This is a genomic window from Nocardia sp. NPDC052112 (assembly GCF_040680135.1).
In the GTDB taxonomy this organism is placed as follows: Bacteria; Actinomycetota; Actinomycetes; order Mycobacteriales; family Mycobacteriaceae; genus Nocardia.
Genome location: NZ_JBFAWD010000032.1, coordinates 56,890 through 73,154 on the forward strand (window position 1 = coordinate 56,890; position 16,265 = coordinate 73,154).

1 protein-coding gene (running past one end of the window) is annotated in these 16,265 nt (G+C 63.8%); it reads right to left on the reverse strand.

Going from position 1 to position 16,265, the window contains the following annotated elements; translation table 11 throughout:
• Positions 1–16,265: the 3' portion of a helix-turn-helix domain-containing protein gene (locus AB0L58_RS37960; RefSeq protein ID WP_364395155.1), read on the reverse strand. Its footprint extends 15,379 nt past the window's final position; the window shows 16,265 of its 31,644 coding nt (coding positions 15,380–31,644); its start codon lies beyond the right edge, outside the window — the gene reads right to left on this strand; the stop codon is at positions 1–3.

Here is a 16,265-nt window from a genome sequence, read left to right on the forward strand (position 1 = left end):
TCATGCGGCGTATCGCCCGTGCTCGGAGTCGATGAAGCGCGTGATCACCCCGCGGCGGGATCGACGGCGATTCACCGAAGCGAGGGTGTGGCCGCGTCCGGCGGTGATCTGCGCGACGTTGGCCAGTGCTTCGGTGGGCAGTCCGGTCGCCGGGTCGTGGTGCAGATAGCCTTGGTGCACGGCCTTGGGGCCGGTGAAGTTCGGTGAGTCGGGGAACTCGGCGCCGATTCGTTTAGCGCCGAATGCCTCGGTGGCGGGATCAATGCCGAGGCCGAGCCGCTGGTGGAAGCGGCTCCACGCGCCGGGGTCGTCCGCTCCGAACATGGTCACCGGATCGCGCCACGATGCGGCGACGTAGACGTTGTCCGCGCCGATGCCGAACTCCTCGGCGTGATGGACCGGGCCCGCCCCCGGCGACCCCGAGAAGGTGATCGAGCCCACCAGACCGGCGAGCTTGCGGCCGCGGCCAGCATAGGACATGGTGGCCGAACCGAAGCTGTGCCCGCAGAGCCGGTTGACAAGCTGGTCGGGGTCGCCGGTGCCGGCGCGACGCCGAGTGGCGTTCGATGCCGCGATGTCACAGCGCAATCGGTCCCCGCCGATCCGTGCGCGGCGTCGGAAGGCGGCCTTCACATAGCCGGTGTTCACGGGCCCGGTCGGCGCGTCGTATCCGATCCAGATGATCGATGCCAGCTCGAGCGACGGATCGACGCGCTGTGTCTCCTCATACAGGTTGCGCAGCGGCTTGAACTGGTAGGCCAGCGAGGCGGAGGTCGTATTCGTGCCTGGCACATGCCAGTTCACCGTGTGCGCGGTGTCCACATTGCCCAGCGCGGCGACGACCTTGCCTTTGCCGCGGAAGGCGGTGGCGTCGTAGGACAGCAGGTGCACCGGAGGACTGCCCGGCATCTCGGCGGCCTGCCGGTCCAACTCTCGCAAGTGATTTCGGGTATGGATCAGGTTGCTGAGCTGTTTCCGCTCGGCGGTGGTGAGTTCGGTCCGGATCCAGTCGAGCATTCCCGCGCCGACGGGCTTGCGGGCGATGAATTCGTCCAGATCGCGGCGGATCGACAGCCGGTTGGCGTGGTCGTGGATCACGGCCGGAAGACCGTCGGCGTTGCCGATCTGGTGCGGGTAGACCTGGATGAGCGCCCGCTGCGTAATGCTCAGCCCACCGGGTTCGGCGGGGTCGCCCAGCGAGTCCCACCACTCGCCGTTCTCGATCGCACGGCGTTGTGCGGCGTCTGCGGACCGGCGATACCCCCAACGCTGCAACCTATCCGCGTCGTCGAAGCCGCCCGCGCGTAGCGCCTCGTCGGCCAGCCGCTGCTGTTCGTCGTCGAAACCATGGTCCGCAGGCAACGAGCGGGCCACATCCTGCTGCGTGGAAGCGGTGTCGTTGTTGTGGCCGGGCCGCGCCGACTCGTCGGGTCCGGAGGTCGCTGGATGAGCATCGCCCTCGGCGATGGGGCCGGCTCCACCAGGCTCGTCAGCGGGCGGTCTGTCTGGTTGCGGTCGGCCGTCGGATCGCTCGGCAGCCGCGGCGGAGGAACCTCGACGGCTACCCCTGAACCGTTTGCCTGGTTCCGGTGGGTCCTGCCGGTCTATCCAGTCCAAGACCGCGTCCAGACATTCGTTCGCCGTATATGTCTGGGCTGCCACGGAATTCGCGTGCTGTGCCGCGGCAAGACGCTCGGTCTCCACGAGATGTTGTCCGCGTTGGAATCCTGTGTTGTCGAAACCACTTTCGCCTGTGGTGGACTCTCCCGCACGAGTCGCGAACCGTGCCGCGACGTGCCGGACGATGTCGACCGCGCGCAAGCGACGCACGGAATCGTCAGGTTCGAAGGTGGCGGGCGACTTCGCAGGTCCGAACTGATCGACCAGGAGTTGGCGTTCGGCGGCGGTGAGTTGGTCGAGCGCCGTTTGCAGGTCAGCGGGACTCACCTCGGCCAGTGCGGTGGCAGACCGCGCCAACGACCGATTGTGTTCGGCCGCAAGGGTGGTCACCCATCGACGAGCCGCGATCAGCGCCATGCTGCGGATCCCCGGTGTACCCGCTCCCGCGCGCAGCCGGCGTAAGGCTCCTCGATGAGCCGAACTGAGCCCTTGGACAGCGCGTTCCATCTGCTCTGGGCTTGCCTCGGCAAGCAGTTGTCGCGGATCCGGCTGGTCGGCACTCATCAAGGCGGCGTACATGGCCGCCCGGAAACGGTCGGACTCAGATGTCGTGGACGGCGGGTCGGCAGCACGGCTCGCCGCCACCGGCCGTGGCTGCTGATTTCTGAGCTTGCGGCGGATACTTGTCAGGTTCGCCCGCACGTCACGCACCGAAAGATCAAGTGCCGCCGCTATTTCATTGTGCGTCAGGCCCTGTCGCACCCGAGCGAGAACTTCGGTCTCGCGGGAGGTGAGCGGGACCGGGCCCGACGTGTTGTCGGCGGACCGCTCGGGGATCGCATGCGACGGATCTTTGCGGGGTTGGTCGTCGGGATACGGTTCGCCGATCACCGGCCGCGACCAGGGCGTCGTCTTGCCTTGGCGCCGTGGGGGCTCGCCCGGTTCATGTGGTCTGCTGCCGATCGAGCCGCCCGGTTGCGGGCTGCCCCTGCCTGCCTCCGAATCGATGCTTTGCGCCAGTGACTGATCCGGCTTCGCTCTCGTCGTGGTCCACGGTGTCATCGGTGCCGGGTGTTGCTCGCTCGCAGTCACCCCGGCGGATCGGCGCTCGTCGCGGCCAACCACCGAATCACGGGCAGCCGCATCGGTATCCAGCTCGACATCCGGCCATGTGCCCCGCGCGGTGTCCGACTGCGAATGGTGCTCGTGTGGCCTGCTACCGATCAGGCCACGCGGACCACCCGAGGCAGGTGCGTCCTCCTGCGGTGGAAGATCGACCTCGAGTTCCGGCGTGACCTGCGGCGGAAGGCCAGTGGTGACGTACTCGTGAATCGCCCACTGTGGCGAACCGACCGCGACACCATGAATGTCCGCCTCCGCGAACCCGACAGCAAGCGCCTCCTCATCGTCGAATACGGTCTTGGCATCATTACCGAAGGCGTACCTCGGCAGCCGAGCGAACCACGTCCACCAGTGTTCGTGGACCAAGCCGAGCCTGCACAACTGTGAATGGGTCTGCCCCAGCACCTGCCGCAGGTTCTCCGAGAGTCCCTCTTTTGCATCGATCGCGTGGATGAATTCGTGGACGGCGTCGTGGTGGAATGGTCTGTCGCCGACCGGATTGAACCCGTCCCGACGCAAGCGGATACCGAGTTCGAGAAACGGCACCGGCCTGGCCGCATGGTGCAGGCTGAAATGAATCCTCAGGGTTCGACCCGCCGCCGCCACGCGATCTACATGCTGAGACGTTCTGGCACTGGCGTTCGTATCGCCGAGATAATCGATCCGCAATTCCCGGATATTGGTCCGGCCCGGGAACCTGCTGAACATGTCATCCAGCCCACCGAGGATCTCCTCGACGACATGGGCGCGCACATGCGGATGGTCGAATCCCACCATCGTGAGATACGGATACTTCAGGTTGAACACCTCGACCAACCGTGCCTTGGCCCCCGCATCATCACTGCGCCATTGGTCGTCGAGCCCCGCACGATGCAACATCTCCCACGGTGGGGTGGGCACGGCGTGCCGTTCGATCTGCGTGAGCGCTGCCAGGTAGCCGCGGTGCATGTCGAGCAGCACATCTCGGTGTCTCTCCGGAGCCGGATAACTTTCGATCCACGATTCGAGGTAGGTCACCTTCTCGCGAATGTCCTCGACCGCCCACCTCGGCAAGGCGTTGTCCAACCACACTTCACGGCCATCGATACGTTGCACGAACATCGCCGCGAACACACTGGCCGACGTAGCGTCGACGTCGGATTGGGCACGCCCGCCCATCACCTCGTCGTCCGGACCCATACTCCACTCGCGCCCGGTCCGATTCGTCCTGGTTACCGCATCGAACAGGCCGAGCAGCACGGCCGAGGACGAGTCGAGAACCTCCGGAGGCAAGACATCGAAGCTGTGCCCGGGTCGGCCGTGGGGCGTGAGTTCCCGATAAACGCGGTCGTCTTCCAGGTTCAGCATCGCGTGGGCGACCGGGGCACCCATGACAGCGGCGACCTTGGCCTGCAACACCTGGATATCCGCTTGTGTCGGATCGGAATAGGTCTCCCTGAACACCCGCAAGCCGTTGCAGAACGTTACTTCCTCGATCCGCACTCCAGGCGCATCCTCGACCACGAACCGTTCCGCGAAACCGGATTCCAGGCCCGCCAGCACCAACTCCTCGAACCCGGGACCAGCAAACGCACGCTTATCAGGCGAATCCTCGAACGGCTTGCTACCGATCTGCCCGCTCGGACCGTCATCACCCGGCGGCCGTTGGTGGCCATCTTCGCCCGGCTCGGTATCGCTGCTGCGCGTCGACGGCTGATCCGGCTCCGTCCTCACCTCGGCTCGCGGTGGCGAGTCCTGCTCGCCCGCGGCGATTCCACGCTTGTCGAACGCGTTGCGCAGTCGCGCAACGCAATCGGCGAGAACCTCGGCTGCGTCCGCCGTCGGCAATCCGAGTCGCTCGGCAGTACCGGCCAGGGGCTCGCCCTCCACCAGATGCAGCATCACCAGCTGCTCCGCGGTACCGGGATCGGGCAGATCAGCCAGCGCGGCACGAATTGCCAACACGAAATCGATATCGGAAGACCCCGCGGAAGTGTCCGGTTCGGTGGCCAGTTCCCGATTCGTGGACCCGTGCGTGCCGGCGATCGGCGCATCCAGTCGCAGGGTGGGCCGAGCCAGAATCTCCCGCGCCAACACGACATCGGCCAGTTTCACTCGTGTCGCACGGGCAATCTCCGTGTTGTCGAGAACCTCCCCCTCGGCAACCATCCTCCCCATCTGCGCTTCGACCCTGCTCACTTTCGTCCGGGTGCGATTATCGAGATCCGGGAACCAGCGGGCGAGGCGATAGGCGAGGATTGCTCCACGACCGTTGGTCCACGCATGGGCGGCGAACGACGCGGAGGGGACGTGGTTGTCGATTGCGCTCAGGATCCCCATCCACGCGGCCTCCACGGCACCGTCTCGGATGTCCGGAGCCTCACGACGCGCCAGCGCATTCGGAATCCACGCAAACCTGGCGCAGATCTCGTCCCGGATCGCTCGTTCCTGCGGTGAACCGATCCGGCAGACGACATACCGTTTGAACAGAGCTGCTTCTTCATCCTGATCAGCGGTCCGCTCATAGCGACCCGCATAGAACTGCTCGACCGCCGCCAGCAACACGTCACCGGAGATTCCCAACGCCTGACAGATCTGCCGAAACTTGCGCAGCCGCGGACGAAACTGGTGGTTTTCGATGGAGGAAATGGAGCTCTGCGGCATCCGTGCCCGGCGCGCAAGGTCGGCGCCCGAGATACCTGCGTGATTGCGTCGAGCCCTGATCCAGTTTCCGGGCAACTCAGGGTCGTGTGCGGCGGGTTCGATGTCGGTCTGCGAATCGTTCTCGTGTGGTCTGCCGCCGATCAGCCCACCCCGACGACCCGGGGCGAGTGGATCCGCCTCGAACGGAAGATCGACCTCGAGATCCGGTGTGATCTGCGGCGGATGCTTGGTGGTGACGTACTCACGGATCGCCCACTGCGGCGTACCTACCGGCACTCCATGTATATACGCTTCGGCAAACCCGACAGCGAGCGCCTCCGCGTCCTCGAGTTCCGTTTTGGACCTATCGGTGAAGGCGTACTCCGGCAGCCGAGCGAGCCAGGTCCGGTGCGACTCGTCGATCAGGCCGTAATGCTGGAGCCGCTTCCAGGTCTTCCGCAACACCCGTCGCAGATTCTGCGAGAGGTCTTCCGCGCCATCGATTGCGTGCACGAATTCGTGGACGGCATCGACACGGAACGGCCTGTCGCCGACCGCATCAAACCCGGATTCACGCGCCTGGACACCGAATTCGACGGCCGCGGCCGGGTCGATCGCATCGCGAAGGCTGAACCGTATCTTCGCGCTTCGATTCCGAGATACGTAGTCTGTCAAGGTGCTGGCGGTGGTTTCCGGGGCATCTGCGTAATCGATGTACAGCTCGCGGATATTGGCCCGGCCCGGGAGCTCGTTCTGCATCTCATCCAGCGCACCGAGAATCTCCTCCACGACATACGCGGACACATCCGGATGGTCGAATCCCCTCATCGTGACATGCGGATAGTTCAGATTGAACGCCTCGACCAACCGCACTTTCGCTTCTGCTTCGGCGTCGAGCCCCGCGCGATGGAGTATCTCGCCCGGTGTGTGCACGGCGCGCCGCTCGACCTGAGCGAGCCTTGCCATGTACGCATCATGTTCGTCGACCATCCTGTCCGTGTACATTGCGGGAACTGAAGGACCCCAGATCCACGATTCGAGGTACGACACCTGTTCCCGCGCGGTGGCGACCACCGACCTCGGCAAGGGGTGGCTCTGCCACACCACACGGCCATCGATACGCCGCACGAACAATGCCGCGAATTCACCGGCCGGGGTAACGCTGGTGCTGGATCGGGCGCGCCCGCCCATTACCTCGTGGCCCGGACCCACACGCCGCCACTGTCGCGCTGTCCGGTTCGTCCCGGTCACCGCATCGAAAAGGCCGAGCCGCCAAGCTGACTCCGTGGCCAGCACCTCTCGGTCGACGACGCTGTCGCTGTCGCCAGGCAGTCCGGGGGTGATTTCTCGATAGACGGGGCCGCCGGACGTGGGCTGAAATATATGAGCGACCGGAGCGTTCATGATGACGGCGACTTTTCCCTGCAATATCTGCACAAGCGCCTGCATCGGAGCGGCATAGTTCTCCTCGAGCACCCGCAAGCCATTGCGGCACGTCAGCAACTCGATCCGCACTCCCGGTGCTTGCTCCACCGAAACACGTTCTGCAATCCCGGATTCCAGGCCGGCCAGCACCAGTTGCTGGAAGAACCCGGAACCAGCGAATGCACCGCCGGTGGTCACATACATACGGATCGCCCACTGTGGCGAAAAGACCGGCACTCCATGTATGTACGCTTCGGCGAACCCGATGGCGAGCGCTTCCACGTCGTCGAGTTCCGTCTTGCCATCATCGGTGAAGGCGTAGCTCGGCAGTCGAGCCAGCCAAGTCTGCCTGGACTCTTCGACCAGGCCAGCTCGCGAAAGCTGTTCCCAGGTCTCGTCCAGCACCCGCCACAAATTCGCCGAGAGCCGCTGCCCGCGGTCCTCGATCGCGTGGACATCCATTGCGTGAATGAATTCGTGCACCGCGGCGTAGTGAAAAGGCCTGTCACCAACCGGATCAACCCCGTGTTGAAGATTCCGGATACCGAGTTCGACAGACTGTTCCGGCCTGACCGCGTCGTATAGGTTGAACACGATCTTCTTGGTTCGACCCCGCGCTGCAGGGTTCCACATCGGGTACGTTATGGCGTTGGCTTCCCAGTAGCCGAGGTAATCGATCCGTAGTTCGCGAATGTTGGTTCGGTTGGGGAACCTGGTCAACATCTCATCGAGCCCGCCGAGGATCTCCGCGACGACATCGGCGGTCACATCCGGATGGTCGAACCCAGCCATCGTGAAATGCGGATACTTCAAGGCGAACGTCTCGACCAACCGCGCCTTGGCCCGCGCCGCCGCATCGAGCCCCGCGCGCGGCAGCATCTCGCTCGGGGTCGGCACGACGTGTCGTTCGATCTGCGCCAACGCCGCCAAGTACCCGCCGTAGATGGTGAGCAACTCGTCGAGGTATGGCCGGGGGGCCTCGAGACTGTCGATCCACGATTCGAGGTTGGTCACCGGCTCGCGAATGTGCGCAACCGCCAACCTCGACAATGCGTGGTCCAGCCACACCTCACGGCCATCGATACGTTTGACGAACTTCGCCGCGAACATACCGGCTGGCGTAGCGTCGACGTCGGATCGGGCGCGTCCGCCCATCACCTCGCCGTCCGGACTCACACTCCAGTCGCGCAGCGTACGGGACGTCCTGGTCACCGCGTCGAACAGGCCGAGCCGCAGAGCCGAGGACGAGTCCGGAATGTCTGTGGTCACGACGTCGATGCTGTCGCCGGGCAGTCCGGGGGTGATTTCTCGATAGACGGGGCCACCGGGCCTGCGCTGAAAGGTATGAGCGACCGGAGCGTTCATGATGACGGCGACTTTTCCCTGCAATATCTGCACAAGCGCCGCCAGCGGAGCGGCATAGCTCTCCTCGAACACCCGCAAGCCATTGCGGCACCGCAGCAACTCGATCCGCACTCCCGGCGCTTGCTCCACCGAAACACGTTCCGCAATCCCGGATTCCAGGCCGGCCAGCACCATTTCCTCGAACCCGGGACCAGCGAACGCACGTTCACCAGGCGAATCCTCGAATGGCCTGCTACCGACGAGACCGCGCTCGCTAGCCGTCAGTCGGTTGCCCGGGAGCCCGTCCGGGTTCGGGTTGCGCTGGTCTGGGTCCGAATCATCGCTTCGCGCAGGCGACTGATCCGGCTCCGCCGTCGTCGTGGTCCACGGTGTCAGCGGTGCCGGGTCCTGCTCGCTCGCGATCACATCTGCGGATCTGCGCCGGGTATCCGACTGCGAATCGTCCTCGTGTGGCCTGCTACCGATCAGGCCACGCGGACGACCCGAGGCCGGTGGATCCTGCTGCGGCGGAAGATCGACCTCGAGGTCCGGCGTGACCTGCGGCGGAAGGCCAGTGATGACGTACTCATGAATCGCCCACTGCGGCGAACCGACCGCCACACCATGGATGTCCGCCTCAGCGAACCCGACCGCAAGCGCCTCCTCGTCGTTGAATACGGTCTTGGCTTCGTTACCGAAGGCGTACCCCGGCAGCCGAGCGAACCAAGTCCACCAGTGTTCGTCGATCAGGCCGTGACTCGACAGCTGTGAATGGGTCTGCCCCAGCACCTGTCGCAGGTTATCCGAGAGCCCCTCCTTGGCATCGAGCGCGTGGATGAATTCGTGGACGGCGTCGTGGTGGAATGGTCTGTCGCCGACTGGACTCCACCCGCGCTCATAGTTCCGGATACCGAGTTCGACGGTATATTCCGGCCTGGCCGCATAGTGCAGGTTGAAATGAATCCGCAGGGTTCGACCCGCCGCCGCTACGCGATCTGCATAATAAGACGTTCTGGCACTGGCAGTCTTCCTGCCGAGATAATCGATCCGCAATTCCCGGATATTGGTCCGGTCCGGGAACCTGGTGAACATGTCGTCCAGCCCACCGAGGATCTCCTCGACGACATAGGCGCGCAGATGCGGATGGTCGAACCCCACCATCATGAGATGCGGATACTTCAGGTTGAACACCTCGACCAACCGCGCCTTGGCCTCCGCATCATGACTGTGCCATCCGTCGTTGAGCCCCGCACGGTGCGACATCTCCCACGGGTTGGGCTCGGCGTGCCGTTCGACCTGCGCCAGCGCTGCCAAGTACCCGCGGTGGAGGTCGAGCAGCACATCTCGGTGTTTCTCGGGAGCCGGATAGCTTTCGATCCACGATTCGAGGTAGGTCACCTGCTCGCGAATGTCCTCGACTGGCCGCCTCGGCAAGGCGTTGTCCAACCACACTTCACGGCCATCGATACGTTGCACGAACATCGCCGCGAACACACTGGCCGACGTAGCGTCGACGTCGGATTGGGCACGCCCGCCCATCACCTCGTCGTCCGGACCCATACTCCACTCGCGCCCGGTCCGATTCGTCCTGGTTACCGCATCGAACAGGCCGAGCAGCACGGCCGAGGACGAGTCCAGGACCTCCGGGGGCACGACATCGAAGCTGTGCCCGGGTCGGCCGTGGGGCGTGAGTTCCCGATAAACGCGGTCGTCTTCCAGGTTCAGCATCGCGTGGGCGACCGGGGCACCCATGACAGCGGCGACCTTGGCCTGCAACACCTGGATATCCGCTTGTGTCGGATCGGAATAGGTCTCCCTGAACACCCGCAAGCCGTTGCAGAACGTTACTTCCTCGACCCGCACCCCAGGCGCATCCTCGACCACGAACCGTTCCGCGAAACCGGATTCCAGGCCCGCCAGCATCAACTCCTCGAACCCGGGACCAGCGAACCGACGCTCACCAGGTGAATCCTCGAACGGCCTGCTACCGATCAGGCTACCCGGACCTCCACCCTCATCCCCGGCTCGGCCGCTGGCGGCGCCGTCCGGTTCGGCCTCGCTGCTGCGCGTCGCCGGCTGATCCGGCTCAGCCCTCGCCGCGTTCGTCGATGTCGGATCCTGTCGGCTCGCGTTCACCTCGGCGGCACGATGCGGATCGAACACATCACGCAGTCGCGCAACACAATCGGCGAGAACCCCATTCGCCGACGCGACCGTCAACCCCAACCGCGCGGCTACATCGGCCAACGGCTCACCCTCCACCAGATGCAGCATCACCAACCGCTCCGCGGTAGCAGGATCAGCCAAATTCGCCAGCGCGCCGCGAACCGTCGTCGCGAAATCGGTGTCGGAAGACCCTGCAGCGGCGGCCGGATCGTCCGTGCCCCCGATCGGAGCATCGAGTCGCTCGGTGGTCGGAGTCAGAATCGCCCGCGCCAGCATGACATCGGCCATTGTCAATCGTGTCGCGCGAGCAATCTCCGTGTTGTCGAGAGCCTCACCTGCTACAACCATCCTTCCCATCTGTGCTCGTACCGCGCTGATTTTCCGCAGGGTGCGGTTGTTCAGATCCGGGAACCGATGCTTGGTGTGCTGTCGGGAGATTGCTCTGCTACCGCTGGCCCACGCATGGGCGGCGAACGACGCGGATGGGACGTGGTTGTCGATCGCGCTCAGAATTCCGATCGACGCGGCCTGCCCCGCCTCGTCTCGGGTATTCGGAGACTCATAAAGCGCCAACGCATTCCGAACCCACACGAACCTCTTGTAGATCTCGTCCCGGACCTCGCCCTCCTGCGGCGAACCCACCGTGCTCACGACATATCGATTGAACAGATCTACTTCATATCGATCACTGGACCGCCCGAAACGACCTCGATCGGAGAACCGCTCGACAGCCTCCAGCAACACATCACCACCGACCCCCAACGCCTGACAGAGCTGCCGTAACTTCCTCAACCGCGGACGAAACCGATGGTTTTCGATCTGGGAAATGGAGTCCTGAGGCATCCGCGCTCGGCGCGCAAGCTCCCTCCCCGACATACCTGCGTCATTCCGCAGAGCCGCGATCCAGCTTCCGGGCAATCGGGGGTCGTGCGCGGCGGGTTCGATATCGAGATTGATATCCGAATAGAAACGACGGGCGGCGACCCGCCGCAGTTCGTCACCGACCCCCAGCGCGTCGCAGATCCGCCGGAATTCCGCGAACCTCGGCCTGTTCCTTCCGGATTCGATCCGGTAGAGGTGACCCGAGCTGGAACCGATCATCTTCGCAACCTCGCTCTGGGACACGCCCCGGTCGTGCCGCAGCGCCACGAACCAACTACCAGGCGACCCGGGATCGTGCGTGGCGGGGTCGGCATCGAGATTGAGATCTTCATAGAAATGGCGAGCAGCGGCGACGAGTACTTCCGGCGCAACGCTCAGTGCCCGGCAGATACGCACGAAGACTAACGAATTCGGAGTGTGTCCGCCCTCGATTCGGCTGGCAGATGCTTCCGACATGCCCGCGGTCCGGTCCAGCTCGGCCTGAGACATGTCCTGGTCATAGCGCAGCGCCGCAATCCAGCTTCCGGGCAACCGAGGGTCGTGCGCGGCGGGGGCGAGGGCGAGATCGAGACCTCGATAGAAACGGCGAGCCGCCTCCACCAGCACTTGCTGCTCCACATCCAGAGCTCGCGTAATTCGCACGAACAGACCAGGTCGCGGCAGCTCCTCGGTGTTCTCGTAGACCCGGATGCGCACCGGGTCCACACCGACCGCGTGTGCGAGGTCCGACTGTGTCATGCCCTTGCTGTTACGAACAGCGCGCAACCAGTCACCGAGCGAATCATGGTCAGCCACACCGGTATCCAGCACGACATCCCGATAGAACTGTCGGACGGCGTCTTTCAGCGCCTCGCCTTCGAGCCCGAGTGCTCGGCAGATCCGTTGAAAGGCGCCTATCCGCGGCTTCCGCTGCCCGCTCTCGATCTGAGACAGTGCGCTGTTCGCCAGGCCCGCCGCTTGCGTGAGCTGTTTCCGCGTCATCCCCCGCTCGACCCGCAACGCCTTGATCCACGCACCCCGCGCGGCATCCAACTCCGGATCGTCCTCATACGGTCTGCTGCCGATCAGTCCATCCGGACCTCCATCACCCGTCGCCCGTTGGTGGCTATCTTCGCCGGGCTCGGTGTCGCTGCTGGGCGTCGACGACCGATCCGGCTCCGTCCTCGCGCCGGCCCGCGGTGCCGAGTCCTGCTCGCCCGCGATGACCTCGGCGAATCCACGCTCGTCGAACGCATTGCGTAGCCGCGCAACACAATCGGTGAGAACCTCGGCTGCGTCCGCGGCCGGCAATCCGAGTCGCTCGGCAGCACCCGCCAGGGGCTCGCCCTCCACCAGATGCAGCATCACCAGCCGCTCCGCGGTACCGGGATCGGGCATATCAGCCAGCGCGGCACGAACCGTCACCGCGAAATCGGTATCGGAAAACCCTGTGGAAGCAGCCGGATCAGACAATTCCCGATTCCGGGCCCCATCCTCGCCGGTGATCGGTGCGTCCAGGTGCAGCGTGGGCCGAGCCAGAATCTCCCGCGCAAACACCACATCGGCCATCTTCAAACCCGTCGCGCGCGCAATCTCCGCATCGTCGAGAACCGCACCCGCGGCAAACATCCGGCCGATCTGCGCTCTTACCGTACTGACTTTCGTCAGCGTGCGATCGTCCAGATCCGGGAACTGACGCTGCAGGCGGTACCGGAAAATTGCCTTGCGACCGCTGACCCACGCATGGGCGGTAAACGATCCGAAAGGGACGTGGTTGTCGATCGCATTCAGAATCCCCATCCACGCGGCCTGTACCGCGTCATCACGGATTTCGGGAGATTCACGACGGGCCAACGCATTCGGAATCCATGCGAACATTTTACAGATATCGTCCCGGATCCCCTTTTCCTCCGACGAACCCAACTTACTCACGACGTATCGATTGAACAGGTCTTCTTCATCTCGATCACCGGGCTGGCGGAAACGCCCATGATAGAATTGCGCGACGGCCTCCAGCAAAACATCACCACCGACACCGAACACCGCACAGAGTCGCCGCAGATTTCTCAGTCGCGGACGAACCCGGCCTCTTTCGAGGGCGGCAATTGAGTGACGACTAATCCCTGACTGCCGCGCGAGCTCGTCTCTCGACATTCCTTCGATATGACGCAGAGCCATAATCCAACGACCTAGCGAAGCATGCGAGACGGACCGGTAGATGTCGCGATAAAAGTGTTGTGAAGCGGCCCGCCGTAGTTCGTCGCCGACCTCCAATACGTTACAGATTTGCCGGAATACCGCCAGCCTCGGCCTATAGATCCCCGCCTCGATGCTGGAAAGCTGAACCCAACCTGGCCCGATTGCGTTCGCGAGTTCGATCTGAGTCAGATCCCGATCGTGCCGCAGCGCCACAAACCAGCTACCCGGAGACCAGCGGTCGTGGGCGGCCGGATCGAGATCGAGTTCGAGATCCCGGTAGAAATGGCCAGTTGCCGCATCCAGAATTTCCGGCGCAACCCCTCGCGCCCGGCAGACCCGACGGAAGATGATCGAATTCGGGGGGCGTTCTCGGTCCTCGAATACAGCGAGGTATTCGGTCCGTGCCAGCTCGGCTCGGGTCATGTCCCGGTCATAGCGCAACGCGGCAATCCAGCTACCCGGCGCGCCGGGATCGTGTGCGGTCGGATCAAGGTCGTACTCGAGATCTGAATAGAACTTGCGAGCAGTCTCAGCCAGCTCTTGCTGCCCTGCACCCAATGCGTAAGCAATCGGCCAGAAAAGTTCCGGTTGCGGGCGCTCCCCGTTTTCGATATCCGCGATCCGCTTCGGACTCACACCGACCGCGCGCGCGAGATCCGCCTTGGACATGCCTTTGCGTTCACGAAGCCCGGAGATCCAGACACTCGGCGAATCCGGTGCAGCCACCTCGGTTTCCGGCTCGACCTCTGAATAGAAGTGGTTGGTAGCGGCCCGCCTCAGTTCGTCGCCGACCCTCAGCACATCGCAGATCCGCAGAAATGCCACATACTTCGGCCGAGACCCCTTGGTCTTGACCTGGTAGAGGTCGACCCAGCCCGGCCCGATCGCTTCCTCGAGTTCAGCCAGAGTCAGATCCCGGTCGTGTTGCAATGCCAGGATCCAGGTATCGGGCGACCAACGATTGTGCGCGAGCGGATCGAGATCGAGAACGAGATCCGGATAGAAGTGCCCAGTAGCCGGCTCGAGAACTTCCGGTGTTACGCCCTGCGCACGACAGGTCCGCAAGAAACCGATCGAAGTCGGGCGCATCCCGCGCTCGATCGCGATGGCATCTGCGTCCGATATGCCTGCGGCCGACGCCAGCTCAGCCACGGTCGTACCCCCGTCGAAGCAGAGGGCCGCGATCCAATTCCCGGGCGACCCGGGATCATGCGCCGCCGGATCGATGTCTAGCTCGCGGTCCGAATAGAGCTGTCGCACAGCCTCGGACAAGGCCTCATCCGCGAGCCCGAGCGCTTGGCAGATCCGCTGAAAGATTCCGAGCGCCGGCTCCCGCTTCCCGGTCTCGATCGCGGACAGCGTGCTCATCCCAACGCCCGCGGCTTGCGCAAGCTGTCGCTGCGCCATTCCTCGATCGAGTCGTAGGGCTTTGATCCACGCGCCCCGTGCGGCGTTCGATTGCGAATCGTCTTCGTGTGGCCTGCTACCGATCAGCCCGCCTGGATCCGGATTGTCCTCGTGTGGGGGGAGGTCGATCTCGAGGTCTGGCGTGATCTGTGGTGGTTGTCCGGTGGTGACGTATTCATGGATGGCCCATTGGGGTGTTCCGGTTGCTGTGCCGTGGATGTCGGCTTGGGCGAATCCGACGGCGAGGGCTTCGGTGTTGTCGAGTACGGTTTTGTCTTCGTTGATGAAGGCGTATCTGGGTAGTCGGGTGAGCCAGGTCCACCAGGACTCCTGGATCTGGCCGTGATCGGATAGCTGTCTCCAGGTGTGTGACAGCATTTTTTGTAGGTTGTTCGACAGGCCTTCTATGGCGTCGATCGCGTGGACGAATTCGTGTACGGCGTTGTGGTGGAATGGTTTGTCGCCGACTGGGTTCAATCCGAATTCGTGGAACCGGATTCCGCGTTTGACGGTTTGTGTCGGGTTGGTCGCATCGCGCAGGTTGAACCGCATGCTCAGGGTTCGGCCTGCTGCTGTGGGGTTGGTGTAGTTGTGTGTTCTGGGGGTGTTGGCTTCCCAGTCGGTGTAATCGATGCGGAGTTCGCGGATGTTGGTCCGGTCCGGGAATCTGGTGAACATTTCATTCAGGCCGCCCAGGATTTCCTCGACGACGTGGGCGGGCACATCCGGATGGTCGAATCCGACTACTGTGACGTGCGGATAGTTCAGGGTGAACGTCTCGACCAATCGTGCTTTGGTCTGCGCTTGCTCGTCCAGTCCGGCGCGGTGGGTTTGCTCGCCGAGGGTGTGTACGGCGTGTCGCTCGGCGTGGGTCAGTGCTGCCAGGTATCGGCCGTGGATGTCGAGTAGTGCCGTTCGGTGTTGTTCGGGCATCGGGAAATTCGAGATCCACGTGTCGAGGTGTGATACTTGCTCCCGGATGGTCGCGATCTCCCAGGTCGGCATCGCGTGGTCCAGCCATACGGTGTGGCCGTCGATTTGTCGCACGAACAATGACGCGAACACACTGGTCTGGGTGGCGTCTGCCTCGGTTCGGGAACGTGCGCCCATCACCTCGTTGTCGGCGATGCGCCACTCGCGCGCTGTTCGGTGTGTTGCGGTCACCGCGTCGAACAAGCCGAGCCGCAGGGCCGTGTCCGAGCTCAGCACGTCCGGGTCCATAACTTCGATGCTGTCCCCGGGTCGTCCGGGGGTGAGTTCCCGATAGACGCGGTCGTCCTCGAGGTTCAGCATCGCGTGGGCGATCGGGGCGCCGATGATGATGGCGACCTTGGTGTGTAGCACCTGTATCAGCGCGTCTGCCGGATCGGCGTAGGTTTCCATGAATACTCGCACGCCGTTGTCGAAGGTCAGCTCTTCGACCCGCACCCTCGACCCGTTCTCGACCACGAACCGTTCCGCGATACCGGATTTCAGGCCGGCCGATACCGACTCCTCGA